We start from the raw sequence: 25,489 nt of genomic DNA, 5'->3' as shown, positions 1-25,489 counted from the left end.
CCATCTTCCTTTGCGCCACCGGCCGGCGGCCCACCCTCACACCCAGGCGTCTCCCCGCCCCCGAAACGCGGGGAGACCGAGCCGCAGGAGTTCCGCCGTGCCCGAAAACGGTTCGAGCATCACCCGCAGTACCCGCCGCCCCGCCCGACGGCTGCTCGCCGCGGCCCTCGCCCTGCCGCTGACCGTGGCCGGGCTGGCCGTCGCCGCGCCCGCCTCGGCGGCTCCGGCCGCTCCGGCGGCGCGGGCGGCGGTGCCGAGCGGGCCGACCGCCAGCGTCGCGCTCGGCGACAGCTACATCTCCGGCGAGGCCGGGCGCTGGCAGGGCAACTCGGCCGGCGGCAGCGCCGACCACAACGGCACCGACCGGGCCTGGAACGGGAGTTCGGCCGACCCCTCGCTGGTGTACGGCGCCACGGCGGCGAGCGGCTGCGACCGCTCCGACGTCTCCGAGGTGCTGGGCGCCTCGACCGTCGCGCAGAACCGGATCAACCTGGCCTGCTCCGGGGCCGTCACCGCGAACGTCTTCCGCGCCGCCGACGGCGGCCAGTCGCTCAAGGGCGAGGCCCCGCAGGCGGACCAACTCGCCACCGTGGCCCGGCAGAACGACGTCAAGCTGATCACCCTGTCGATCGGCGGCAACGACCTCGGCTTCTCCGGGATCATCTCCGACTGCGTGCAGGACTACCTGATCTGGAACTCGTACTGCCACGACTCCGCGCAGTCCCAGATCGACTCGCAGCTGCCGACCGCGATGGCCGGGGTCGGCAAGGCGGTCGACGAGATCCGCGCGGTGATGTCCGACGCCGGGTACGCGCAGTCGGACTACCGGCTGGTCCTGCAGTCGTACCCGTCGCCGATCCCGCGCAGCGCCGAGATGCGCTACCCGGAGAGCGGCTGGACCCGCTCGGACACCGGCGGCTGCCCGTTCTGGAACGCGGACGCCGACTGGGCCCGGGACTCCATGGTGCCCCAGATCTCCAAGGCGCTGGCCGGGGTCGCGGCGGCCAAGGGGGCGCAGTTCCTGGACCTCTCGAACATGCTGCAGGGCCGCGAGGTGTGCTCCACCGCCACCCAGCAGCCGACGGCCGGCTCCGCGCCGTCCGCGACCACCAGCGAGTGGGCGCGGTTCCTGGACGGCGGGCTCAACACCACCCAGGGCGTGCTGCAGGAGTCGATGCACCCCAACTACTACGGGCAGGCGGCGCTCGGCAGCTGCCTGAGCCAGCTGTGGGCCCGGCCGACCGGCAACTACGCGTGCGACAACACGGCCGGGCAGGATGCGAGCGGGATGTACCTGACCGCGGAGTGACCCGGACGCGCCGTCGCCCCCTCACCGATCCGGTGAGGGGGCGACGGCACGGGCGTGGTCAGCCCTTGGCGAGCAGGGACTGGGCGTGGGCGCGCACCTGATCCTTCGTCAGATAGGCGTCGGTGTACTCGAAGTCCTGCAGCCGGGCGGGCTGGCGGGCCAGGAAGCCGGTGCGGACGAAGTCGTCTCCGGCGGTCGCGTTGAGCAGCCAGTTCGCGCCCACCCGGAACTTCGCCACATTGGTGCGCATCGCCATGATGTGGTAGCCGCGGGCCACCAACTGGGCGGGCACGCCGCGCAGTTCGATGCCGAGCGGCTTGGACACCGCGTCCTTGCCACCGAGGTCGACCACCAGGCCCAAGTCCTTGTGGTAGTACGGCTCCAGGGGCTGGCTGCGGAGCGAGGCGATCACGTTGTCCGCCACCGCGCGGCCCTGGCGGGCCGAGTGCTGGGCGGTCGGCGGGCAGACGGCTCCGTCGCCCTTGGCCAGGTCGGGGACGGCGGCCGCGTCGCCGAGCGCGAACACGCCCTCCAGCTGCGGCACCCGCATCTCCGCCGTCACCGCGATCCGGCCGCGGACCGTCTCGGCGTCCAGGGTGCCGATCAGCGGGCTGGCGGCCACGCCGGCGGTCCAGATCAGGGTGCGGCAGGGGAGCACCCGCCCGTCGGTGAACTTGACCGTCTCGGCGCCGACTTCGGCCACCGAGACGCCCAGCGACACCTCGATGCCGCGCTCCCGCAGCACCTCCAGGGCGGCGATACCGAGCGCGTCGCCGAGTTCGGGCATCAGCTTGGGGGCGATGTCGATCAGGTGCCACTTGATCTGGCGGGCGTCCAGGCGCGGGTAGCGGCGGGCGGCGGCGGTGGTCAGGCGCTGCAGGCAGGCGGCGGTCTCGGTGCCCGCGTAGCCGCCGCCGACCACCACGAACTGCAGCCGGGACTCGCGTTCGCGCTGGTCCAAGGTGGCCGAGGCGAGGTCGAGTTGGGCGATCACGTGGTCGCGGACGTAGGCCGCCTCGGCGAGCGTCTTCATGCCGCGGGCGTAGTCGGTGAGGCCCGGGATGTCGAAGGTGCGGGTGATGCTGCCGGGGGCGAGCACCAGGACGTCGTACTTCTGCGCGATCACCTCGTCGGTGATCTTGCGGACCACGCACACCTTGGCGGCCGGGTCCACGCCGATGGCGCCGCCGGGGACGATGTGGGTACGGCGCAGGCTGCGGCGCAGCGAGATCGCGACGGACTGGGGGGTGAGGACGCCGGCGGCGACGTGCGGCAGGAGGGGGAGGTAGAGCTGGTAGCTGAACGGCGTGACCAGCGTGATCTCGGCCTCCGAGGGCGAGAGCTTGTGTTCGAGGCGGCGGGCGCACTCCAGGCCTGCGAAGCCGCCGCCCACGATCAGGATCCGAGGTCGTTCCATCGCTCATCCCTTTGCCGTGCGGGTCGTACCGGAAGGTCCCCATTACTGTCCGCCACACTCGCACGGAGCAGCGGGGGCTGCCACCGGGGTGGGGCGCTGGGGGGAGGGGGTAAGGGGAGGGGCGCGGGTGGGGTGCGGGGCGGACGGGGAGCAGTGGTGAGAGGCCGTGGGTGACGGGGTGTGGGCCCGGTGCGCACGGGGGTGGGTGGTGCACCGATAAGCTGTCGGGCGTGCTCCCCGAGGTGACGGCGATCCGGTACGTGACGCCACTGCGAGAAGGCGGCTCGATGCCGGGCCTGGTCGAGGCCGACGACCGGCGGCTGTACGCGCTGAAATGGGTCGGCGCGGCGCAGGGCCGGAAGGCGTTGGTCGCGGAGGTGCTGGCCGGGGAACTGGGGCGGCGGCTCGGACTGCCGGTGCCGGAGCTGGTGACGGTCGACCTGGACCCGGTGCTCGCGCGCAGCGAGCCGGACCACCAGGTGCAGGACCAGATGCGGGCCAGCGGCGGGACCAACCTCGGGATGGCCTTCGTCAGCGGCGCGTTGAACTTCGATCCGCTCTGCTTCGACGTGGACTCCGAACTCGCCGGGCAGGTGCTCTGGTTCGACGCGCTGATCGGCAACGTCGACCGCTCCTGGCGCAACCCCAACCTGCTGGTGGCGACCGGCGGGCTGCGGCTGATCGACCACGGCGCGAGCCTGATCTTCCATCACAACTGGGCCGGCGCGGCCGGCTGGGTGCGCCGCCCGTACGACGCCTCCGACCACGCGCTGCTGCGCGCCCGGCCGGACCTGGCGGCGGCGGACAAGGCGCTCGCGCCGCTCGCGGAGGCGGCGATCGAGGCGGCCGTGGCGCAGATCCCCGAGGTGTGGCTGGTGGACGAGTTCGGCTTCGACTCGCCCGAGGACGTGCGCGCCGCGTACCGGGCCCAGCTGACCGAGCGACTGGCCGGTCCGCGCGACTGGCTGCCGGAGGTGTCCGCATGACCGGGCCGCTGTCGGCCGCGCTGCCGGCCGTCGTCGAGCTGCACGACTACGAGTACGCCGTGATCCGGGCGGTGCCGCGGGTCGAGCGGGGCGAGTGCGTCAACGTCGGGGTGCTGCTGTACTGCCGGCAGGCCGCCCATCTGGCGGCGCGGACCCACCTGGACCAGGCCCGGTTGCTGGCGCTGGACCCGGTGGCGGACGTGCAGGGGGTGCGCCGGGCGCTGCAGGGCATCGAGGCGGTCTGCCTGGGCGGCCCGCCGGCCGGTCCGGCGGCTTCGGACAGTCCCGGGCAGCGGTTCCGCTGGCTGACCGCGCCGCGCAGCGCGATCGTCCAGCCGGGGCCGGTGCACACCGGGCTGACCGCGGACCCGGAGACGGAGCTGCGGCGGCTGTTCGACCAGCTCGTGCTCTGACCGTCGGCGCCCTGCTCGTCCCCCGATCGGGGGAGTGTGAGACGGCTCGCGGACGGTTGCCGTGCTCAAAGCTTGAGTTGCTGAAGCACTCGGCCGTACGCTGACCCCATGGGTTCGACCTCGACGACGACCGTACCGACCAACGCCGATCTGATGGAGGCGCTGGCCGCCGTCGGCGCCGCGTACTTCCAGGACTTCGCGGCGGCCGCGGCCCGGCACGGGCTGTCCTCCTCCCAGGCCAAGGCGCTGGGCTCGGTCCAGGAGCCGGTGCCGATGCGGGCGCTGGCCGGACGGCTGGGCTGTGACGCGTCGAACGTGACCGGGATCGTGGACCGGCTGGAGACGCTGGGCCTGGCCAACCGGGAGGCGGCCGCCGGCGACCGCCGGGTGAAGATCGTGGTGATCACGGACGAGGGCCGGGAGATCCTCAACCGGATCCGCGGCGAGATGGCCCGCACCCACCAGGCCTTCGAGGCGATGACCGACGAGCAGCGGATCGCGCTGCACTCGATCTGCGGGCAGGTCCTGCCGGTGCTGGCCGGACGGGCGGGCGGCGCGCAGTAGCGGGGCCGTGTCCCGGTTCGGGCGGGGCCGGGTGTCGGCCGAAGCGGCGGCCGTGCCCCGGCCCGAGCGGGGGCCGCGCGCAGGCCCACCCCATCCGCTGACGGTCGGCGTGACCTCGGCTGTTACTCTTGCGAAGCGTGAGCGCGAAGCCCCAGATCCCCAATGTCCTGGCCTCCCGGTACGCCTCGGCGACCCTGGCCCAGCTGTGGTCCCCCGAGCACAAGGTGGTCCTTGAGCGCCACCTGTGGCTCGCCGTCCTGAAGGCCCAGCAGGACCTCGGTGTCGAGGTTCCGGCGACCGCCGTGGCCGACTACGAGCGGGTGATCGACCAGGTCGACCTCGGCTCGATCGCCGCCCGTGAGCGGATCACCCGCCACGACGTGAAGGCCCGGATCGAGGAGTTCAGCGAACTCGCCGGCCACGAGCAGATCCACAAGGGCATGACCTCCCGGGATCTGACCGAGAACGTCGAGCAGCTGCAGATCCGCCAGTCGCTGGAGCACGTCCGGGACCGTACGGTCGCCGTCCTGGTGCGCCTGGCCGGCCTGTCCGCCCAGCACGCCGAGCTGGTCATGGCCGGCCGCTCGCACAACGTGGCCGCGCAGGCCACCACCCTGGGCAAGCGCTTCGCGTCGATCACCGACGAGCTGCTGGTCGCCTTCCGCCGGCTGGAGGAGCTGATCGCCCGCTACCCGCTGCGCGGGATCAAGGGCCCGGTCGGCACCGCCCAGGACATGCTGGACCTGCTCGGCGGCGACACCCAGAAGCTGGCCGAGCTGGAGCGCCGGGTCGCCGGCCACCTCGGCTTCGAGAACGTGCTGACCAGCGTCGGCCAGGTCTACCCGCGCTCGCTGGACTTCGAGGTGCTCACCGCCCTCGTCCAGCTGGCCGCCGCGCCGTCCAGCCTGGCCAAGACCATCCGCCTGATGGCCGGCCACGAGCTGGTGACGGAGGGCTTCAAGGAGGGCCAGGTCGGCTCCTCCGCGATGCCGCACAAGATGAACACCCGCTCCTGCGAGCGCGTCAACGGCCTGGCCGTCATCCTGCGCGGCTACGCCTCGATGACCGGCGAGCTGGCCGGCGACCAGTGGAACGAGGGCGACGTCTCCTGCTCGGTGGTGCGCCGGGTCGCGCTGCCGGACGCCTTCTTCGCCTTCGACGGCCTGCTGGAGACCTTCCTGACCGTCCTGGACGAGTTCGGCGCCTTCCCGGCCGTGATCGAGGCCGAGCTGGACCGCTACCTGCCGTTCCTGGCCACCACCAAGGTGCTGATGGGCGCGGTGCGCGCGGGCGTCGGCCGGGAGACCGGGCACGAGGTCATCAAGGAGCACGCCGTCGCCTCCGCGCTGGCGATGCGCGCTGGCGCTCGGGAGAACGAGCTGCTGGACCGCCTCGCCGCCGACGACCGGATCCCGCTGGACCGGGCCGCGCTGGACGCGCTGCTGGCCGACCGGCTGTCCTTCACCGGGGCGGCCGGGGCGCAGGTCGCCGAGGTGGTCCGCCAGGTGGAGGCCGTCGCCGCGGCCTACCCGGAGGCCGCCAAGTACGCGCCCGCCGACATTCTCTGACGTAGCGTCAGCATCGGTCAGTCGTCCGACGAGGGCCCCGTCGCCGTTCCGGTGGCGGGGCCCTCGGGCGTCCGGGGGCGGCCCGGGTCGAGCGGCGGGGTGGTGGTGGCGCACGGCCAGTCGCAGTTCGGCTCGGCCACCGGGTGCTCCTCCTCGGGGGCGAGCACGTTGCCGCGGATGGTGGTGAAGGCGATCAGCCCGCCGCAGACCAGCAGTCCGGCGCAGATCAGCATCGCGGTGTGGAAGGCGGAGTCCACCGAGGCCGGCACCCGGTAGGCGTCGCCGCTCAGCCCGGCCAGCGCCGGGAGGGCGGCCACCGCGAGCAGGCCGGCCGCGCGGGCGGCGGCGTTGTTCACCCCGCTGGCGATGCCCGCGTGCCGCACCTCGACGGCGGCCAGCACGGTGGCGGTCAGCGGGGCCACCAGCAGCGTCATCCCGGAACCCATCACCGCGACGGCCGGCAGCACGTCCGCCCAGTAGGAGGAGCCGGGACCGGTGCGCAGCATCAGCAGCACCCCGGCGGCGCACAGCAGCGGGCCGACGGTGAGCGGGATGCGCGGGCCGATCCGCTTGCCGAGCCGCCCGGCGCGCGCGGACAGGGTCAGCATCAGCACCGTGATCGGCACCAGCGCGAAGCCGGAGACCAGCGGGGAGAAGCCGGCGACGATCTGCAGCTGCACCACCAGCAGGAAGAACACCCCGCTGAACGCCGCGTAGACGCACAGGGTGACCAGGTTCACGGCGGTGAACAGTCGGGAGGAGAACAGCCCGAGCGGCAGCATCGGGTCGGGCGCCCGCCGCTCCACGGCCACGAAGGCCGCGCCCAGCAGCAGACCGGCCACGCCGGTGACCCAGACGGCGGGGGACAGGCCCTCCCCGGCGGCGGTGAGCGCGTAGGTGATCGCGCCGAGGGCGAGGGCGGCGAGCAGGGCGCCGGGCACGTCGAAGCGGCCGGCGGCGGACTCGTCCCGGCTCTCCGGGACGTAACGGGAGGTCACCGCGATCACGGCGGCGGCCAGCGGCAGGTTCAGCAGGAAGATCCAGCGCCAGCCGGGGCCGTCCACCAGCCAGCCGCCGAGGAAGGGGCCGACGGCCGCCGACACCCCGCCGAGGCCGGACCACAGGCCGACCGCGGCCGAGCGGTCGTCCGGGTGGAAGACGGCCTGGAGCATCGCGAGCGAGCCCGGGGTGAGCAGCGCCCCGCCGATGCCCTGGACGGCGCGGGCGGCGATCAGCACGTGGATGGTCGGGGCGGCGGCGCAGGCCGCCGAGGCGGCGGCGAACCAGACCACGCCGATTAGGAAGACCCGGCGCCGCCCGTAGCGGTCGCCGAGGGCGCCGCCGAGCAGGATCAGGCCCGCCAGGGTGAGCAGGTAGGCGTTCAGGGTCCATTGCAGGGAGGCGAGGGTGGCGCCGAGGTCGGCGCCGATCCGGGGCAGGGCGACGTTCACCACGGTGCCGTCGAGCATCGCCATGCTGGAGCCGAGCACCGTTGCGAGGAGGACCCAGCGACCCTGTGCGCTGCCCAGGCGCAGGGTGCCGGCGTGAGAGGTGGCCACGGGTCGAATCCTGTGCCCACGGGGGTGTACGTGACAAGGGTCACCGGGCGGTGTGTCGGCCGGTGACGGTGGGTGGTCCTCCGGTCGCGCGGTGCCGCGCCGGTCGGCGCAGGGTCGTGGATCAGTGGCTCCGGGTGAACGGATCGTGCACGGACCGTACGGCGGATCATGCGGAGGGTTACCGCGGGGGCGGGATCGGCCGCCGTTTCGAGAGATCGACATTGCTTCACCCGAACGGATGAGTTTTAGTTCAGCGACCGCCCGGCCAGCCCGGACGGATCCGCCGGGTGGAACGCCGAGTCCTGCCGCTGCCGGGTGGCTCGCAACGAACTCTGTACGGCAGGAGCGGGGGACCCACAGGTAAGTCGCCGGACCGGAGTTCGCGCTTTCACAGCGCGGACCACCAGGACCGGCTCGGGGTGAAGCCGCGCATGCGGCCGGGCAACTCCAGCCCGAACCCGACAGCTCACCTCGCAGGCGTCGGAGAGGAAAATTCCATGCCTGCACAGGCTCGTCGTATCGCCCTGCCCCGTGCCGCCCGCATCGGCATCGCCGCCGCCGTCACCGGCGTCTCGTTCGTCCTGCCGCTCGTGACCGCGATGAACGCCCAGGCGACCAGCACCCCGGCCGCCGTCGTCGTGGCCGCCCCGGCCGCTGTCGCCGCCGCCCCGGCCGCCGCTGCTCCGGCCGCGGTCGTCCCGGCCGCCGTCACCTCCGGCTACGTCGCCCCGCTCGCCGCCCCGGTGCTGGGCGAGGCCTACGGGGTGGCGGGCGCCATGTGGGCCTCCGGCCACCACACCGGCCAGGACTTCGTCTGCTCCACCGGCACCCCGCTGCGCGCCGTCGCCAACGGGGTCGTGGTGAAGGCCGCCTACGACGGCGCCTACGGCAACGAGGTCGAGCTCAAGCTCGCCGACGGCAAGTACGCGCAGTACGCGCACCTCTCTTCGATCGGCGTGAAGGTCGGTCAGTCCGTCGCCACCGGTCAGCAGATCGGCTACTCCGGTGCGACCGGCAATGTGACCGGCCCGCACCTGCACTTCGAGGTCCGGACCGGTCCGGACTACGGCTCGGACATCAACCCGGTCAGCTACCTGCGCGCGCACGGCGTCGCGCTCTGAACCACCGGCTCCCGCCGGGATTCCTGAACCACCGCTGGTGCGGGGCGAATCGACCACCCGGGATGGTCATGTCGGGTGACCGCTCGACCGGGTGATCGCCGCACCGGTGGATCTGGTCTTGTCCGGCCGATCTTGCCGGGCGCGCGACGCCGGGCATCCCGCCTGGACGCACGCCCGAATCGTCCAAGTACGTCCAGTACGAGGCCGACTCGGGCGCACGCCCAGCCGGGCGCCCAACGCCGCGCGCTGATCCGCCAAGATCGGCCGGACAAGACCTGGGCGCGGGTCACGCCCACGGCCGGCCCCGGCCGTACGAGAACTCTCGTGCGGCCGGGGCCGGCTACCGTCGTGTCCGGAGTCCTCGTCGGCTCCGGCGTCCCCGGCGCTCCCGGGCCGCGTTCGACGGCTCGAACATGGCGTCAACTCCGCAGGTTCTTCGGATGATCTGTGGTTCCGTGGGCCGTGCCCCGCCGCGCGATCCTGTCCGCAGTCAGCGCCCGGCCGGTCCGACGGGCGGGCGCGCCCGGGTGGACGAGGAGGCCGGATGACCGTCCGGAGCGGGGACGCGGTCGGGCCGCGGGTCGGGTCGGACGGGGTCGACCGGCTGAAGGCGGACTCGGTCGGTCTGCCGGGCGTGGTGTTCATGGCGGTCGCCACCGCCGCCCCGATCACCGCGATGACCGGGAACCTGCCGATCATCATCGGGCAGGGCAACGGGGCCGGGGCGCCCGCCGCGTACGTCCTGGCGACCGTGGTGCTCACGGTCTTCTCGGTCGGGTACGTGGCGATGGCCCGGCACATCACGGCCGCCGGGGCGTTCTACGGGTACGTCTCGCACGGGCTGGGCCGGGTGGCCGGGATGGCGTCGGGGCTGCTCGCGCTGCTGGCGTACATCGTCTTCGAGGCCTCGGTCATCGGCTTCTTCGCCTACTCGCTGCGCGGGCTGGTCCGTTCGCAGGCGGGCGTGGACCTCGACTGGGGCTGGTACGCACTGGTCGGGCTGACGGTGATCGGGGTGACGGCCTGGTTCGACCTGCATCTGACGGCGAAGGTGCTCGGGGTGGCGCTGCTGCTGGAGATCGCGGTGCTGGGCGCGGTCTCGCTGGCCGTGCTGGCCGCCGGCGGCGGGCCGGACGGGATCGTGCTCGGGGCCGTGAGTCCGCTGAACGGGCTGAAGGGAGTGGGGAGTTCGGGCACGGCGGCGGCCGGGGTGGGGCTGGTCTTCGCGTTCTGCTCCTGGGTGGGCTTCGAGTCGACCGCGATGTACGGGGAGGAGTCGCGCGACCCGAAGCGGGTGGTGCCGCGGGCGACCATGGTGTCAGTGGTCGGGATCGGCCTGTTCTACGTGTTCGTCTCCTGGATGATCCTGTCCGGCAATGGAGTCGGGCACGCCGTCGCGGTGGCCGCCGGTGCGGTGCCGGGCAAGGACGGGAACAGCCTGTTCTTCGACCCGCTGGGCGAGCACCTCGGGGCCTGGGCGGTCACGGTGTTCCAATGGCTGGTCGTCACCGGCTCGTTCGCCTGCGCGATAGCCTTCCACCAGTGCGCCGCACGGTACTTGTACGCGATCGGGCGGGAGGGGCTGCTGCACCCGGCACTCGGCCGGACCCATCCGCGGCACGGCTCGCCGTACGTCGCCTCGGTCGTGCAGTCGGCGGTCGCGGCCGGGCTGGTGCTGGCGTTCCTGCTGGCCGGGATGGATCCGTACGTCCATCTGTACACGCTGCTGGCGCTGTTGGGGACGATGGCGATCCTGGTGGTGCAGACCCTGTGCTCCTTCGCGGTGGTCGGGTACTTCCACGTGCAGCGGCGGCACCCGGAGACCGCGCACTGGTTCCGCACCCTGCTGGCTCCGCTGGTCGGCGGGGTGGCGATGGGCGCGGTGGTGGCGCTGCTGGTGGCCGACCGGGGGGCGGTGGCCGGGGCGGCGGCGGGCACCCTGGTGTTCCGGCTGATCCCGTACCTGGTGATCGGGGTGTTCCTGGTCGGGATCGGAACGGCCTTGGTGCTGCGGCGGGTTCGGCCGGAGCTGTACGCGCGGATGGGGCGGATCGTGCTGGAGGACGCGGTGGAGCGCTGAGCGGGGCGGTGCCGGGTGGGCGGCGGGGTCAGTGCCGGTGGGCGGGCAGGCCGTGCTCGGCGGCGCTCAGCAGGGCGTGCATCCGGTGGCCGAAGTCCTCGGTGTCGCAGGCGGGTTCGGGGAAGACCAGGCGGACGTCGCGGTGGCCGTGCGGGTGGTCCAGGCGCAGGACCAGGCCGTGCCGGTCCAGGGCCAGCGGGCGCACGTCCGGGTTGCCGGTGAGCAGGGCCGGGTCGAGCAGCCGGGTGAGCAGGTCGAGGGCGTCGGCGTGGTCGTCGGCCAGGTGGGTGAGCAGGGCGGCCTCGTGCCGGGCCAGCGGGTCGGGGACGGCGTGGGCGAGGTCCTCGGCGGTGAGCGCGCTGGTGCCGTACGGGGTGGACAGGACGGCGTGGGCGACGTCCACCCGCAGGTGCACGCCGAGGCCGTCGTCGGCGAGGTGGGCCAGGTGCAGTCGGCCGGCCAGGGTGAGCCGGGCGCGGACGCGGTGGCGCACGGCGACGGGGGAGACGTCGGTGACGTCGAGGACGACGGCCAGGCCGTCGGTGGCACCGGCGGCGGCCGTGGTGAGCGGGGCGTCCAGCGGGAGGCACAGGCGCAGCCGGGAGCCGTGCACGGAGACGGGGGCGTCCAGGTCGTGGCGCTCGCCGAGGGCGCGGACGGTGAGCGAGGAGGTCGCGCTGAGCAGGCTGTGGACCCGGTCGGCGCTGGTGGGCTCGGGCACCTCGGTGTCGCCGGTGGGGTGGCTCATGGGCGGACCTCCTGTTGGTTAGGTGAGGCTAACCTAATGTCCGCGCGAGGGTGTGGCAAGTACGGGGTGCGGCGGGTGCGGGGTGCGGCGAGGGCCCGGACGCGGGGTGGCGTCCGGGCCCTCGTGGCACTCGGCGGTGGGTCAGGCGACCACGGCCTGGGCGTCGATCTCCACCAGCATCGGCTCCTGCGGCAGCTCGACGAAGATCGTGGTGCGGCACGGCTTCACCCCGCCGGGCTCGATGTTCTCGTCGATGAACTCGGCGTAGACCTCGTTCATCAGCGGGAAGTCCGCGCGCTTGGTGAGGTAGACCCGGAACATCACCACGTCCTCGATGGTGGCGCCGCCCGCCTCCACGATGGCCTTGACGTTCTCCAGGGTGCGGCGGGTCTGGGCCTTCACGTCGCCGTGGTGGAGGTACTCGCCGGTCGCCGGGTCCTGCGGGCCCTGGCCGGAGACCTGGAGGATCGGGCCCTTGCGGACGCCCTGGGAGAACATCCAGGCCGGGGCCGGGGCGCCGTCGGTGCGGATCTCGATCTTGTCGGACTTGTCGGAGGACATCGGGTTCCTTCGGTGCGGTGGTTGACGGTGGGTCAGTTGTGCTCGGGGCGGCCGCAGTCGGCCGAGACGGCGCGGGTGGTGGCGAGCAGCTGCGGGAGGAGGTCCAGCACCTGCTCGTACGGGAGGAGGACGTCGGGCACGGAGATCGAGGCGGCGGCGATCACCCGGCCACTGGCGTCCCGGATCGGGGCGGCGACGCAGTTGATGAAGGCCTCGTGCTCGGCGTGGTCCTGCGCCCAGCCCTGGGCGGCGACCTTCTCCAGCTCGGCGAGCAGCGCCTCGGGGGTGGTGAGGGTGCGTTCGGTGTGCGGGGTGAAGTCGATCCCGGCCACCACCCGGCGCCGCTCGGGCAGCGGGAGGTCGGCCAGCAGCACCTTGGAGACCGCGGCGCTGTGCAGGGCGGCCCGCAGACCGATCCGGGAGTACATCCTCACCGGGTGGCGGGAGTCGTACTTGTCGATGTAGACCACCTCGCCGCCCTCGTAGGCCGCCAGGTGCACGGTCTGGCCGGTGGCGGAGTTCAGCTCGGCGAGGTGCGGGGCGGCGATCCGGCGGATGCCGCGCTGCTCCAGGGCCAGGCCGGAGAGGGCGAACAGGCCCGCGCCGAGGTGGTAGCGGTAGGCCGCGTCGCGGTAGACGAACCGTTCCTCCTCCAGGCTCTGGAGCAGCCGGAGCACGGTGGTCTTGTGCACGCCGAGGACCTCGGCCAGCTGGTCGAGGGAGCGCTCGCCCTCGCCGAGCTGGGCGAGGATGCGCAGGGCGCGGGTGACGGTCTGGCTCATCGGCCTCTGGCTCCGGTCGGGTGGCTGGGGTGGCGGCTCATTCTGCCCGGGCCGGGGTGGTCGGAGCGGACAGGGCGGGGGACGCGGGCGGGGCGGGGGAGGCCGGAGCGGGCAGGGCCGGGGAGGTGATGCCCCGGGCGGTGACCCGGGTGGCCGCCCAGTCGGCGGGGGAGGCGTCCAGCAGGGCGGTGACCACCGGGGCGGGCGGCAGCTCGGCCTGGTCGCCGGGGGCGGTCAGCGCGCAGGCCGCGCCCAGGTGGCCGAGCCGCAGCCGGCGGCGCTGGTCCAGGCCGTGCAGGGTGCCGGCCAGGTACCCGGCGGCGAAGGCGTCGCCCGCGCCGGTGGCCTCGACCACGTCGACGGTCAGCGCCGGTTCGGCGACCGCCGTGCCGTCCCGCCCCAGGGCGGTGACAACCCGGGCGGCGTCCTTGACCACCACCGTCGCGGGGGAGGGGAAGCGGCGGCGCAGCTCGGCCGGCTCGCCGGTGCCGAAGGCGGCCTCGGCCTCGTCGGCGCCGAGCAGCAGCAGGTCGGCGGCGTCCAGCAGGGGCGGCAGCACGGCCGGGTCGCGGTCCCGCCAGAGCGCGGGGCGCCAGTTGAGGTCGAAGCTGACCAGCCGCCCCGGGCGGCGGTCGGCGAGCAGGGCGCGGAGCAGCTCCAGGCAGCCGTCGGAGAGCGCCGCGGTGATGCCGGACAGGTGCAGCAGTCGGGCGCCCGCCAGCAGTCGGGCGGCGGCCGGGTCGGCGAGCAGGGCGGGGGAGAGCGCGGCGGCCGCGGAGCCGCGCCGGTGGTAGTGCAGCCGGCTGCGCCCGGGGCCGAGGTCGTGCCGGTGGCCGGTGGCGCCGCCGACCTCCTTGAGGTAGAGGCCGGTCGGGCGGTGCGGGTCGACGGTGACGCCGGAGACGTCCACGCCGCGGGCGGCGACCTCGGCGAGCAGACGGCGGCCGAAGCCGTCGTCGCCGACCCGGCTGAGCCAGGCGGTCGGCACGCCGAGCGCCGCCAGTGCCCCGGCCACGTTGGACTCGGCGCCGCCGACGGACAGCCGGAAGTTCTCCACGGCCTCCAGCGGCCCCGGGCGGTCGGGCAGCAGGACGGCCATCGACTCGCCCACGCACACGGCCGTCGGGGGAGGACCGGGGCGGGTCGGCCCCGGGTTGTCCGGTCGCGGCATCTGCTGGGCTCCTCGTCTGCGGTGGCCGGCTGTCGACCCTTGACGGCGGTTCGACTCCGTTGGCGGTTCGACCCCGTTGCCGGTTCGACTCCGTTGACCGTGATCCGGCGCCGATGCTAGAACCGTGGTGCCAGCATGTGCAACCCTCGTTGCACATGTTGCAACACGGCGGATGGAGGAAGACGGTGGAGCAGACCTTCGCAAGCGGCGACGGTTCGGCGGGCGGTGCTTCGGCGGGGGGTGCTGCGACGGGCGGCGCCTCGGCGGGCGGTGCCGCCTTCGCGAGTGCCGCGGCCGGACCGGGGATCGCCGAGGGCGCGGTGGCGGCGCTGGCCGACGAGACCCTCGACTGGCGCTTCAAGGCCGCCCCGCCGGAGAGTTGGGGGCGCACCGTCCGCGAATGGCTGGCCACCGGGCCGACCCTCTCCGGGCTCGGCACCCCGTTGCTCACCCTCGACGGCGCCGCGCTCGACCACAACGTCCGCACCATGGCCGACTGGTGCGCCAAGGCGGGCGTCGCACTCGCCCCGCACGGCAAGACCACCATGGCGCCCGAGCTCTGGCGGGCCCAACTCGCGGCCGGCAGCCACGGCATCACCCTCGCCAACCTGCCGCAGGTGCGGGTCGCCCGCGCCTTCGGCGTCCAGCGGATCCTGCTCGCCAACACCCTGCTCGACCCGGCCGGACTGGCCTGGCTGGCCGCCGAACTGGCCGCCGACCCGGGCTTCGCCTTCCTCTGCTGGACCGACTCCACCGAGGGCGTACGGCTGATGGACGAGGCGCTGCGCGCCGCCGGGGCCGAACGGCCGGTCGAGGTGCTGGTCGAACTCGGCGGCCCGGGCGGGCGCACCGGTGCGCGCGGCGTGGACACGGCCGTCGAGATCGCCGCCGCCGTGCTGCGCGCGCCCACCCTGCGGCTGGCCGGCGTCGGCGGGTACGAGGGCGCCCTCGCCCATGACGCCACCGCCCAGGGACTGGCCACCGTCCGGAGCTACCTCCGGGCGCTCGGCGAACTGCACGGGCGGCTGGCCGGCTCCTACCCCGACGGCGTGCCGCCCGTGGTGTCGGCCGGTGGCAGCGCCTACTTCGACCTGGTGGTCGAGGAGTTGGCCGCGCTGCCGGAGGCGCTGGTGGTGCTGCGTTCGGGGGCGTACATCGCCCACGACGACGGGTTCTACCGGGGCATCTCGCCGCTCGTCCGCGGCGCCGGCGGGGCGCCCTTCCGCGGCGCGCTGCACGGTTGGGCCCGGGTGGTCTCCCGGCCGGAGCCGCAACTGGCGCTGCTGGACGCGGGCAAGCGCGACCTGCCCTTCGACGAGGGCCTGCCCGAGCCCCAACTAGTGCGCGGTGGAGTCGATTTGATCGGGACGCCGGCCCGGATCACCGCGCTCAACGACCAGCACGCCTTCCTGCGCGAGGCGGGCGACCTGGCGCCGCTCGGCGCGGTGCTGCGGCTCGGCGTCTCCCACCCGTGCACCGCCTTCGACAAGTGGACGGCGATCCCGGTGCTGGACTCCGCGGACGAGGCCGAGCCGAAGGTCACCGGGCTGGTCAGGACGTTCTTCTGATGAGCGGGAGACCGGTGCCGTCGACCACCGTCTTCAAGGGGGCGACGGTGGTCGACGGCACCGGCGCCGAGCGCTACCGGGCGGACGTGCGGATCGCCGACGGGCTGATCGCCGAGATCACCGAGCCCGGTGGCGGAGCGGGGGGCGCGACGGAGGTGGACGCCGACGGGCTGGTGCTCGCCCCCGGCTTCATCGACATGCACGCCCACTCCGACCTCGCCCTGCTGCTCGAACCCGAGCACCCGGCCAAGGTCACCCAGGGCGTCACCTGCGAGGTCCTCGGCCAGGACGGCCTGTCCTACGCCCCGGTCGACGACACCACCCTGCCCGCGCTGCGCCGCCAACTGGCGGGCTGGAACGGCGATCCGGCGGACTTCGACTGGGACTGGCGGGACGTGGCCGGCTACCTGGACCGGATCGACCGCACCCGGGTCGCCGTCAACGCCTGCTACCTGGTCCCGCACGGCTCGCTGCGGATGCTCGCCATGGGCTGGCGGAACCGCCCGCCCACCCCGGCCGAACTCGACCGGATGCGCCAGGTGCTGGCGCAGAGCCTGCTGCACGGAGCGGTCGGCATGTCCAGCGGCCTCAGCTACACCCCCGGGATGTACGCGGACACCGCCGAGCTGGTCGAGCTGTGCACCGTGGTCGCGGCCTACGGCGGCTTCCACGCTCCGCACCAACGCTCGTACGGCAAGGGTGCGTTGGAGGGCTACGCGGAGATGGTGGAGATAGCCCGGCGGTCCGGCTGCGCGCTGCACCTGACCCACGCCACGATGAACTTCGGCGTCAACCGGGGTCGGGCCGGCGAGCTGCTGGCGCTGGTCGACCGGGCGCTCGCGGACGGAGTCGACCTCACCCTGGACAGCTACCCCTACCTGCCCGGCTCCACCACCCTGGCCGCCCTGCTGCCGAGTTGGGCCACCGAGGGCGGACCGGACGCGACGCTCGCCCGGCTCGCCGACCCGGCGGACCGCGAACGGATCCGCACCGCCATGGAGGAGCAGGGCAGCGACGGCTGCCACGGCGTGGTCGCCGACTGGGCCACCGTCCAGATCTCCGGAGTCCGTTCGGCGGAGCTCGCGGGGGTGGTCGGCCGGACCGTCGCCGAACTCGCCGCCGAGCGGGGGAGCGGCGGGACGGAGGTCTTCCTCGACCTGCTGCGCCGGGACGAGTTGGCCACCACCATCCTCCAGCACGTCGGGCACGAGGAGAACGTCCGGGCGGTGATGCGCCACCGCGCCCACACCGTCGGCAGCGACGGACTGCTGGTCGGGGCCCGGCCGCACCCGCGGGCCTGGGGCACCTTCCCGCGCTACCTGGGCCACTACAGCCGGGAGTTGGGGGTGCTCACACTGGAGGAGACGATCGCCCGGATGACCGGTCGGCCCGCCGCCCGGCTGGGGCTGGACCGGCGCGGCCGGATCGCCCCCGGCCACCACGCCGACCTGGTGCTCCTCGACCCCGAACGGGTCCGGGACGCCGCCACCTTCGAGCAACCCCGGCTGCCCGCCGAGGGGATCGAGTACGTGTACGTCAACGGCACCGCCGTCGTCCGGCAGGGACGCACCACCGGCGCCCGGCCGGGGCGTGCCCTGCGCCGCACCGACCGAGGGACTCTGGCCCGATGACCGAGACAACTGAGACAGCCGAGACGGCCGAGACGGCCGGTACGGCCGACCTCTCCGAACTGTGGGACGACCCGGTGATCGCGGTGGTCCGCGCGCCCCGGATCCCGGATGCCGCCGCACTGTGCGCCGCACTCGCCGAGGGCGGCATCAGATTCACCGAATTCACCTACACCACACCGGATGTGACGGACCATCTGGAGATCGCGGCCGCGGCCGGGTGGCGGGTCGGGGTCGGCACAGTGCTCACCGCCGAGCAGGCCGAGCGCGGGATCGACGCCGGGGCGTCCTTCCTGGTCACCCCCGGCTGCCGGCCCGAGGTCGCGGAGGTCGGACGGGCCCGCGGGGTGCCGGTGGTGCTGGGGGCGCTCACCCCGACCGAGGTGGCCCGGGCGGTCGACCTGGGCGCCGCGGCCGTCAAGATCTTCCCGGCCCGGTCCTTCGGTCCCGGCTACTTCAAGGACCTGCGTGGCCCGTACCCGGACGTGCCGCTGGTGGCCTCGGGCGGGGTGAACGCGGGCAACGCGGCCGAGTTCCTGGCCCAGGGGGCGCTCGCGGTGTGCGCGGGGACGGACGTGGTGCCGCCGGCGGCGGTGGAGGCGGGGGACTGGGCGGAGATCACCCGGCGGGCGCGGGCCTTCACCCGGGCCTGTGCGGCGGGGGCGGCGTAACGGGCGCGGGCGGCGTAACGGACGGGGACGGCGTAACGGGCAGGGCCGGGCGGGCCGGTCGGGAGGGGCGGGGTGCGCGGGTCGGGCGGCGGTTCCGTGAAGGTGTGAGGCGGGCTGTCGGGACGGCCGGGATTGGACGAGAATCGGTGGCACCCGGCTCGGCCCGGCCCCTCGTTACTCGGCCCGGCCGCTCGGCCCGTACGGCTCCCGGACCCGGCAGGAGGACCCGCCCCATGACCTCGACCCGCCCCGGCCCCGACTGGCTGGCCGACGCCGTCCTGTACCAGATCTACCCGCAGAGCTTCGCGGACTCCGACGGCGACGGCATCGGCGACTTCGCCGGCATCACCGAGCACCTCGACCACCTCTCCTGGCTGGGCGTGGACACCGTCTGGCTGAACCCCTGTTTCGCCTCTCCCTTCCGCGACGCCGGGTACGACGTCACCGACTACCTCACCCCGGCGCCGCGCTACGGCCGCACCGAGGACCTGGTCGCCCTGGTCGAGGCCGCCCGCCGTAAGGGCATCCGGATCCTGCTGGACCTGGTCGCCGGGCACACCTCCGACCGGCACCCCTGGTTCCTGGCCGCCGCCGAGGACCCGTCCGACCACCGCTACATCTGGTCCGACCGGCCGGTGGAGGGCTTCGTCGCCTCGCCCGGGAGCCGTCCGGGCTGGTACCGGCCGAACTTCTTCGACTGCCAGCCCGCCCTCAATTTCGGCTACGCGCGCAGCAGTTCGGTGGAGCCCTGGCGCCAGTCGGTGGACGCCGAGGGCCCGCGCGCCAACCGTGCGGCGCTGCGCGCGATCATGGCGCACTGGCTGGGCCTCGGCGTGGCCGGGTTCCGGGTGGACATGGCGTACTCGCTGGTCAAGGACGACCCGGGCCGGGTCGAGACCGCCAGGCTCTGGACCGGACTGCGCGACTGGCTGGACCGGACCCACCCGCAGGCCGCGCTGTTGGCCGAGTGGGGCGAGCCGGCCGCCGCCGTCGCCGCGGGGTTCCACGCGGACTTCTTCCTGCACTTCGGCGGGGAGGACCACGGGCTCCCTCTGAGGTCCCTGTGGAACAACGACGGCGGGACGGTGGAGGAGTTCTGGCACCAGGGGCCGTGCTACTTCGAGGCGGAGGGGCGCGGCACCCCGCAGACCTTCCTGGACGCCTGGCGCTCCGCCGCCGAACTCACCGAGGGCGCCGGGCACATCGTGCTGCCCACCGCCAACCACGACTTCTCCCGGCTCGCCACCGGCCCGCGCACGGGTGCGCAACTCGCCCCGGCCTTCGCCTTCCTGCTCACCTGGCCGACCCTGCCCGCGGTGTACTACGGCGACGAGATCGGGATGCGCTACCTGCCGGGGCTGCCGGACGTCGAGGGCAGCGTGCTCGGACCGCGCTTCAACCGGGCGGGCTCGCGGACCCCGATGCAGTGGGCGCCGGGCCCCTCGGCCGGGTTCTCCACCGCGCCGCCCGAGCGCTGCTACCTGCCGCCGGACCCGGACCCGCACCGGCCCGACGTGCTCTCCCAGCGCGCCGATCCGACCTCGCTGCTGCACACCGTCCGGCGGCTGATCGCGCTGCGCCGCGCCCATCCGGGGCTGGGCGCGTCCGGCGGGGTGGAGGTGCGGCAGGCCGGGTACCCGCTGGTGTACACGCGCTCCGGGCGGTACCTGGTGGCGGTGAACCCGCGCCGGGAGCCGGGGGCGGTCCGGCTGGCGGAGGGGCTCGGCGGGGGCGCGGTGCGTCCGCTGGAGGTGCAGGGCGTGCGGGTGGTGGACGGCGAGCTGCGGGCGGACGGCTTCTCGTACGGGGTGTTCGAGCTGGGCTGAGCCCCGCGGCGTGACTCGGGGGTGCGGCTCGGGGCCCGGCTTCCGATCACTGTCGGACGGTTGTAAGCTGCATCCGTAGACGGTTGCATTTGCCACCTGTATTGGTTGTATTTGCCACCCTCAAGAAGAGCTTCCGGAGGACGGTACGAACGCCATGAGCACACCCCAGACCCCCGCCGCAGCGCCCACCCCGGGGCACTCGCTCAAGCACCTCGCCGTCCACCTGATCACCCCGCTGCTGATGTGCCTCGGCATGGCGCTCGCCTACCAGGGCGCCTTCCACCAGCCGGAGCCCCACCACCTCAAGGTCGCCGTCGTCGGCACCGGCGCCCAGGCGCAGGGCCTGGCGCAGACCGTCCAGGAGAAGGCCGGCGCCGCGCTGGACGTCCGGAGCGTCCCCGACCGGGCCACCGCCGAGCGGCAACTGCGCGACCGCGACCTCGTCGGCGCCTTCGTCCCGGACGCCAAGAGCCCCGAACTGATCGTCGCCAAGGGCAACTCGGACACCTCGGTGGTGGCCGCGACGGCGGTGTTCACCAACGTCACCGACCGGCAGGGCGTGCCGCTGCACGTCACCGACCTCACCACCCCCGCCAAGGGCGACCCGACCGGCCAGGGCCTGTTCTTCCTGCTGGTCGCGCTGAGCATCGGCTCCTACGCCAGCGTCGCGGCGATCGGCGCCGCCGGGGCCGGCCTGTCCATGCGGATCCGGGCGCTGGTCGGGGTGGCGGTGTCGCTGGTGGTCAGCGTGATCGGGATCGTCACCGCCGGGCCGGTCTTCCACGTCGTCGACCACTCCTACGCCGCGATCTGGGCGCTCGGCTGGCTCTACTCCGCGGGCATCGTGCTGATCGGCATCGGTCTGCACAGCTTCCTGAAGAAGTGGACCACGCTGGCGCTGATGGTGCTGTTCGTGATGCTGAACTTCACCTCCTCCGGCGGCATCTACCGGCCGGAGCTGCAGAACGGCTTCTTCGGCGGCCTGCACGGCTTCTGGACCGGCGCCGGCTACCTGGAGGGCGCGCGCAGCATCCTCTACTTCGACGGTGGCGCCGGCCTCGGCGGCCACCTGCTCACCCTGCTGGTCTGGCTGCTGCTGGGCGGGGCGGCCCTGGTCGCCGCGGCGATGTACGAGGGCCGCGGACGCCGCCGGGGCGAGACGTCGGTTGAGGCGTCGGTCGAGGCGTCGGTCGAGGCCGAGGAGGAGATGGAGGAGGCGGTCGCGGTCTGAGGACCGTTCGCCGCAAGGGACTTCACCCGGTACGAGGGCATCGGCACCGGGTGGGGATCGGCGGCCCGCGCCCGGCCTTGGACAAGCCGGGCGCGGGCCCGTTCACGCGTCGGCCGCCCCCGCCCCGCGCCCCGCACCCCGTTCCGGCCGGGAGTGCGGGGTTCAACGGCCCTCCCCTGTGGGGTCGTTGACCCCCGCACCGGCCGGCGAGATCGAGTCTGGCCCGTGCGGGCCGGCCGGACCTCCCGCTGCGGAGGGGAGTTGCCTCCAACCCGTGGAGGAGCCCGGCTCCCCCGGGAGAGCTGCCCGTAGGCTCGGTGGCGTGCGTACCGATCCCCTGCCCCGCCCCGGCCGGCCCCGGCGGTGGCCCGCCGTCGGCGCCGCCCTGCTGCTGCTCGCACCCGTCGCGCTCGCGCACCCCGGGGAGCACGCTGCGGCCCTGGTGCCCGCCCTGACGGCCGTGCTCGCCACGGCGGTGGCGCTGTTGCCCCGGCCGCCCGGTCGGGTCACGCTCGCCGCCGCGGCGGGTGCGTCGGCCGGGGCCTCGCTGCTCGTCGACCTCTGCTACTCGGGGCCCTACCGACTGCCCGCGTTCTGGCTGCCGTTCGAGTGGCTGGCGTTGCTCGGCGTGCTGTTCCGGGCCGTCCGGGGGCTGCCCGACCGCTGGGCCGGGCCGATCGGCGGACTGGTCGGGTCGGCGGCCGTGGTGCTGCCGCTGCGGTTCGCCCTCCGGATGCCGCACGGCGGGCCGGCCGGACCGGTGGTCGCCGTGCTGGTCTCCCTGCTGCCGGTGCTCGGGGTCGCCGGGGCGGGCCTCTACCTGCGGGTGCTGGATGCCCGGCGGGAACGGGCGGTGGCCCGGGCCAGACGCGAACAGCGGCTGGACGTGGCGCGCGGGCTGCACGACTCGGTCGCCCATGAGATCACCGGCATCGTGCTGGAGGCCCAGGCCGGCCAACTCCCGGGCCAGGAAGCGGCGGAGACCGCGGCCCTGCTGCGCCGGCTGGAGGAGGCCGGGCTGCGCGCGCTGGACTCGATGGACGAGATGGTCGGCGCATTGCGCGCGGACCGGGCCACGGCCGCCACCACCCGGCGTCTCGGCCTGGCCGACCTGCCGGAGCTGGTGGCGCGGTTCGGCACGGCGGGCGGCCCTTGCGCCACCGTCGAACTCGCGCCGGAGGCCGTCGGGTTGCTCGCCGCCGAGGCCGAGGCCACCGTGTACGCCGTCGTCCTGGAGGCCCTCACCAACGTCCGTCGGCACGCCCCGCAGGCCACCGAGGTGACGGTCGGGGTGGTCGCGGGCCCGGCAGGGTGCACGGTGAGCGTCGTCGACGACGGCGGCCCGGCCGCCCGCGGGCCCCGGTTCCGCCGCCGCCCCGGCGCGGGCGGTACGGGCCTGGCGGGCCTGGCGGCCAGGGTCGCCGCCCACGGGGGCGCCCTGACCTCGGGCCCGCTCGACCCGTCGGGCTGGCGGGTGCGCTGCACCCTGCCGGGGCGGTAGCGGCAGGTCCGGTGGAACGCGTTCTGGACGCCTCGCCTCAGTGCCCCCGGCCGCCGCCGCGCAGGCCGCGCGGGCGGGTGAGGGTGAAGCGGTCGACCGGCACCAGGTCGCCGTACGGGCCGCTGACGGAGTAGTACGTGACGTCGATGGTGGTGTCGCCGCCGCGCTCGCCCGGGTCGACGTCGAAGGAGGCGAAGCCGTACGGGTTGTCGGCGTCGCGGAAGGCGGACCAGGGGGCGTCCTCGATCACGTAGACCGGCGGCCGCTTGCCGGTGGAGCTGTCGACCGGGCCGACGCCGGTGATCACCCGGGCCTTGGGCGGGGTGAAGAAGAGGTGGTTGGAGGGGGCGGAGGTGCCGCCGCCGCCGATGACCATGTGGACGGTGCCCTTGGTGGTGTCGACGGTCTCGGTGTCGGTGGCGACCGGGATGGGCGTGCGGGTGTCGGTGGGCTGCTGGCCGCGGATCGGGTGGGAGCGCTCGTAGTGGTGCTCGTGGCCGCAGACCACCAGGTCGACGCCGTACTTGTCGAACAGCGGGACCCAGGCCTCGCGGACGCCGAGGTCGGCGCCGTTGAACTTGTCGGCCGTGGAGATGACCACCTGATGCATGCAGACCACGATCCAGTCGATCCCCGGGTCCGCGTTGGCGGCGATCAACTCCCGCTCCAGCCAGCGCTGCTGGGCGCCGCCGGAGTAGCCGTGCACATAGCTGTTGCCGGCGTCCTGGTAGGCGACGTCGTCGTTGTTGAGGCTGATGACGCGCACCGATCCGGCCGTGAACGCGTACCAGAGGCCGCGCAGTTCGCCGTCCGCGCCGGTGTCCGAGCCGGAGTCCGGGAGGTCGAAGTAGGCCTGGTAGGCGCCGTAGCCGATCGGGCCGTTGCCCTTCTCGTTCTCGTGGTTGCCGGCTGCGGGCATCCAGGGGCGGTGGCGGGCCGAGCGGGTGTTGTTCTCGAACCAGTCGGACCAGGTGCGGACCCGGTCGGTGGCGAGGTTGGCGTAGCAGAGGTCGCCGTTGACCAGGTGGAACAGCGGGGCGACCCGCTCGACCCCGGCGGTGGTGTCGCCCGCGGCGGGGCTGCCGAGGTTGTCGTTGACGTAGCCGTTGGCGGTCTGCTTGCCGAGGGTGGGGGTGCCCTGGTCGCCGAAGCTGGTGAAGGTGAAGGCGGCCCGGCCGCGCGGGGCGGTGCGGACGGTGCCGAGCTCGGGGGTGGCGCCGTCGTGCACGGCGGCGTAGACGTAGTCGGTGTCGGGCCGCAGGTTGCCGATCCGGGCGTGGTGCACCTGGACCTCGGTGCCGGAGTTGGCGTCCCGGTAGGTGCGGGTCTCCGCCTGCGCCGTCCGGCCGAAGCCGCCGTGCGAAGTCCCGTACATCACTCGGGGGTTGGAGACGGACGCGGTGGTGTGCCAGGAGACCGTGACCTCGCGCGAGGCGTCCGAGCCGAACTGCAGGTGCAGCCCGCCGACCCGTGGGGCGCCGGAGCGGTCCGGCCGTTCCCAGAGCAGCGGGGAGGCGGCGGCGGGGGTGGCCGCGGCGCCGGAGAGGGAGACCGCGCCGCCGAGGCTCAGGCCGGTGGCGCCGGCGAGCAGCCCGCGCCGGCTGACGGAAGGGCTGACGGCGGGGCCGACGGGGGTGCGTCCACTGGAAGCGTTCATGGCCGCCAGCCTCACCGGGCGGAGGTGAACCGCGCCGGATCGGCAGCGTGAACTTTCCCGGGCCGGGTCGGGCTCCCGGCGGTCGGGCAGTCGGGCAGTCGGGCGGTCGGGCGGTCGGGCAGCCGGGCAGTCGGGCGGTCGGGCGATCGAGCCGGCGGTCGGGCGGAGTTTCCCGGCGGGCGGACGGTGCGGGAGACTGCCCGGTGTGACGAGTGCGAACGGTGGGTGTCCGCGGGTGATCCGGGTGTTGATCGCGGACGACCAGGAGGCGGTGCGGCGCGGCGTGCGGCGGATCCTCGCGGCGCAGCCGGACATCGAGGTGGTGGGGGAGGCCGCCGACGGTCTCGCCGCGCTGGAGCTGGCGGCCGAACTGCGGCCGGACGTGGCCCTGGTGGACATCCGGATGCCCCGGCTGGACGGGTTGGAGGTGACCAGGCGGCTGTCCGGTGCGGTGCGGGTGGTGGTGCTGACCACCTTCGACCTGGACGAGTACGTCTACCCGGCGCTCCGGCACGGCGCCTCCGGCTTCCTGCTGAAGCGTTCCGGCCCGTCCCTGCTGGCCGAGGCGGTGCGGGCGGCGGCGGACGGCGAGAGTCTGATCAGCCCGTCGGTCACGGTGCGGCTGCTGAAGCACGTGACGGCGCCGCGCCGGTCCGCGCGGCCGGCCGCCGGCGTGCCGGTGGTGGCGCTGACCGAGCGGGAGGTGGAGATCGCCGGTCATGTCGCGGCGGGCCGGACCAATGCCGACATCGCGGCCGAACTGTTCATCTCCCCGGGCACGGTGAAGACGCACGTGGCCAGCATCCAGCGGAAGTTGGGGGTGGCGAACCGGGTCGGGATCGCGGTGCACGCGTGGGAGATGGGGTACCCGGTGCCGTAGCGGCGCCAGGTGGGCCGGGACGGGGGCCGGGCGGCGGCGGGACGAGTGCGTCCACGGAGCCGAGGGGACGCTCCGTGGACGCGGGGAACCTACGAGGCGGGGGCGGCCTCCGGACTTGGCGTCCTCCGGCCGGTAGTTCGATCGTCGACCGAGGTAGTACCAGCGGCAGACCCTGATCCGTCTCGATCTGTCACCACTGCCTCCTGCGGTCGAACTTCCTTCAGCTGCCTCGCAGGTCCATCTCCCAT

21 protein-coding genes and 1 riboswitch are annotated in these 25,489 nt (G+C 74.1%); of the genes, 14 read left to right on the top strand and 7 right to left on the bottom strand.

Going from position 1 to position 25,489, the window contains the following annotated elements; all coding sequences use genetic code 11:
• Window positions 1–97 precede the first annotated feature (97 nt).
• Window positions 98–1,309 (top strand): GDSL-type esterase/lipase family protein, encoded by a 1,212-nt coding sequence (locus ABTZ03_RS11185; protein WP_350512627.1) that lies wholly within the window; start codon window positions 98–100, stop codon window positions 1,307–1,309.
• Window positions 1,310–1,367: 58 nt separating this feature from the next.
• Here the strand turns inward: ABTZ03_RS11185 and ABTZ03_RS11180 are convergent, their stop codons facing one another.
• Complete coding sequence (locus tag ABTZ03_RS11180; RefSeq protein ID WP_350512626.1) at window positions 1,368–2,726, bottom strand: NAD(P)/FAD-dependent oxidoreductase; 1,359 nt, start codon at window positions 2,724–2,726, stop codon at window positions 1,368–1,370.
• A 230-nt stretch (window positions 2,727–2,956) separates the two neighbouring features.
• Here ABTZ03_RS11180 and ABTZ03_RS11175 point away from each other — a divergent pair, with 230 nt between their 5' ends.
• The 4 genes from ABTZ03_RS11175 (at window position 2,957) to purB (ending at window position 6,257) form a co-directional block, all read left to right on the top strand.
• The gene (locus ABTZ03_RS11175; RefSeq protein WP_350512625.1) at window positions 2,957–3,712 is read left to right on the top strand and encodes a HipA family kinase; all 756 of its coding nucleotides are present in this window, start codon (window positions 2,957–2,959) and stop codon (window positions 3,710–3,712) included.
• Entirely contained in the window at window positions 3,709–4,125 is a 417-nt protein-coding gene (locus ABTZ03_RS11170) for a DUF3037 domain-containing protein (protein WP_350512624.1), read from the top strand. The genes ABTZ03_RS11175 and ABTZ03_RS11170 overlap by 4 nt, the downstream gene beginning before the upstream one ends.
• A 108-nt stretch (window positions 4,126–4,233) precedes the next feature.
• Window positions 4,234–4,689 carry a MarR family winged helix-turn-helix transcriptional regulator gene (locus ABTZ03_RS11165; RefSeq protein ID WP_350512623.1) on the top strand — a complete coding sequence of 152 codons (456 nt, stop codon included), beginning with the start codon at window positions 4,234–4,236 and terminating at the stop codon, window positions 4,687–4,689.
• A 137-nt stretch (window positions 4,690–4,826) separates the two neighbouring features.
• The gene (purB, locus tag ABTZ03_RS11160; protein WP_350512622.1) at window positions 4,827–6,257 is read left to right on the top strand and encodes an adenylosuccinate lyase; all 1,431 of its coding nucleotides are present in this window, start codon (window positions 4,827–4,829) and stop codon (window positions 6,255–6,257) included.
• Window positions 6,258–6,274: 17 nt separating this feature from the next.
• On the opposite strand, the gene ABTZ03_RS11155 is transcribed toward purB, so the two are convergent.
• Window positions 6,275–8,038: an MFS transporter gene (locus tag ABTZ03_RS11155; RefSeq protein ID WP_502894433.1), complete on the bottom strand. Its 1,764-nt coding sequence runs from the start codon at window positions 8,036–8,038 to the stop codon at window positions 6,275–6,277.
• A 98-nt stretch (window positions 8,039–8,136) separates the two neighbouring features.
• Window positions 8,137–8,311: riboswitch (cyclic di-AMP (ydaO/yuaA leader) on the top strand.
• 2 nt (window positions 8,312–8,313) lie between these two features.
• Here ABTZ03_RS11155 and ABTZ03_RS11150 point away from each other — a divergent pair.
• Window positions 8,314–8,937, top strand: a complete 624-nt coding sequence (locus tag ABTZ03_RS11150) for a M23 family metallopeptidase (RefSeq protein WP_350512620.1) — start codon at window positions 8,314–8,316, stop codon at window positions 8,935–8,937.
• A gap of 544 nt (window positions 8,938–9,481) precedes the next feature.
• Window positions 9,482–11,017, top strand: a complete 1,536-nt coding sequence (locus tag ABTZ03_RS11145) for an APC family permease (RefSeq protein ID WP_350512619.1) — start codon at window positions 9,482–9,484, stop codon at window positions 11,015–11,017.
• Window positions 11,018–11,045: 28 nt separating this feature from the next.
• Here the strand turns inward: ABTZ03_RS11145 and ABTZ03_RS11140 are convergent, their stop codons facing one another.
• From ABTZ03_RS11140 to ABTZ03_RS11125, 4 genes are all read right to left on the bottom strand, one after another.
• Complete coding sequence (locus ABTZ03_RS11140; protein WP_350512618.1) at window positions 11,046–11,765, bottom strand: DUF2470 domain-containing protein; 720 nt, start codon at window positions 11,763–11,765, stop codon at window positions 11,046–11,048.
• Window positions 11,766–11,906: 141 nt separating this feature from the next.
• The gene (locus tag ABTZ03_RS11135; RefSeq protein WP_350512617.1) at window positions 11,907–12,326 is read right to left on the bottom strand and encodes a RidA family protein; all 420 of its coding nucleotides are present in this window, start codon (window positions 12,324–12,326) and stop codon (window positions 11,907–11,909) included.
• Window positions 12,327–12,358: 32 nt separating this feature from the next.
• Window positions 12,359–13,108 carry an IclR family transcriptional regulator gene (locus ABTZ03_RS11130; RefSeq protein ID WP_350512616.1) on the bottom strand — a complete coding sequence of 250 codons (750 nt, stop codon included), beginning with the start codon at window positions 13,106–13,108 and terminating at the stop codon, window positions 12,359–12,361.
• A gap of 37 nt (window positions 13,109–13,145) precedes the next feature.
• Window positions 13,146–14,279 (bottom strand): sugar kinase, encoded by a 1,134-nt coding sequence (locus ABTZ03_RS11125; protein WP_350512615.1) that lies wholly within the window; start codon window positions 14,277–14,279, stop codon window positions 13,146–13,148.
• A 185-nt stretch (window positions 14,280–14,464) separates the two neighbouring features.
• Between ABTZ03_RS11125 and ABTZ03_RS11120 the strand changes: the two genes are divergently transcribed.
• The 6 genes from ABTZ03_RS11120 to ABTZ03_RS11095 all read left to right on the top strand — a co-directional run bounded on the left by ABTZ03_RS11120 (window position 14,465) and on the right by ABTZ03_RS11095 (window position 22,704).
• Window positions 14,465–15,847 (top strand): type III PLP-dependent enzyme domain-containing protein, encoded by a 1,383-nt coding sequence (locus ABTZ03_RS11120; RefSeq protein ID WP_350512614.1) that lies wholly within the window; start codon window positions 14,465–14,467, stop codon window positions 15,845–15,847.
• A complete protein-coding gene (locus ABTZ03_RS11115) occupies window positions 15,847–17,478 on the top strand; it encodes an N-acyl-D-amino-acid deacylase family protein (protein WP_350512613.1) in 1,632 nt (543 codons plus the stop codon). The genes ABTZ03_RS11120 and ABTZ03_RS11115 overlap by 1 nt, the downstream gene beginning before the upstream one ends.
• The gene (locus ABTZ03_RS11110; protein ID WP_350512612.1) at window positions 17,475–18,146 is read left to right on the top strand and encodes a bifunctional 4-hydroxy-2-oxoglutarate aldolase/2-dehydro-3-deoxy-phosphogluconate aldolase; all 672 of its coding nucleotides are present in this window, start codon (window positions 17,475–17,477) and stop codon (window positions 18,144–18,146) included. The genes ABTZ03_RS11115 and ABTZ03_RS11110 overlap by 4 nt, the downstream gene beginning before the upstream one ends.
• A 233-nt stretch (window positions 18,147–18,379) precedes the next feature.
• Window positions 18,380–19,972, top strand: a complete 1,593-nt coding sequence (locus ABTZ03_RS11105; protein WP_350512611.1) for an alpha-amylase family glycosyl hydrolase — start codon at window positions 18,380–18,382, stop codon at window positions 19,970–19,972.
• 154 nt (window positions 19,973–20,126) lie between these two features.
• The gene (locus ABTZ03_RS11100; protein WP_350512610.1) at window positions 20,127–21,203 is read left to right on the top strand and encodes a hypothetical protein; all 1,077 of its coding nucleotides are present in this window, start codon (window positions 20,127–20,129) and stop codon (window positions 21,201–21,203) included.
• A 322-nt stretch (window positions 21,204–21,525) separates the two neighbouring features.
• Window positions 21,526–22,704 (top strand): sensor histidine kinase, encoded by a 1,179-nt coding sequence (locus ABTZ03_RS11095; RefSeq protein WP_350512609.1) that lies wholly within the window; start codon window positions 21,526–21,528, stop codon window positions 22,702–22,704.
• Window positions 22,705–22,741: 37 nt separating this feature from the next.
• Here ABTZ03_RS11095 and ABTZ03_RS11090 read toward each other — a convergent pair whose 3' ends face one another.
• On the bottom strand, window positions 22,742–24,361 hold the full coding sequence (locus ABTZ03_RS11090) for a purple acid phosphatase family protein (RefSeq protein WP_350512608.1): 1,620 nt from the start codon (window positions 24,359–24,361) through the stop codon (window positions 22,742–22,744).
• Between the two features lie 205 nt (window positions 24,362–24,566).
• On the opposite strand from ABTZ03_RS11090, the gene ABTZ03_RS11085 reads away from it, so the two are divergent.
• A complete protein-coding gene (locus ABTZ03_RS11085) occupies window positions 24,567–25,241 on the top strand; it encodes a response regulator (RefSeq protein ID WP_350512607.1) in 675 nt (224 codons plus the stop codon).
• The last annotated feature ends 248 nt before the right edge of the window (window positions 25,242–25,489 follow it).

The sequence above is a fragment of the Kitasatospora sp. NPDC096077 genome (genome assembly GCF_040303245.1).
GTDB lineage: Bacteria > Actinomycetota > Actinomycetes > Streptomycetales > Streptomycetaceae > Kitasatospora.
The sequence above is the reverse complement of the archived record's forward strand: the minus strand, read 5'-3'. Positions and strand labels throughout refer to the sequence as shown.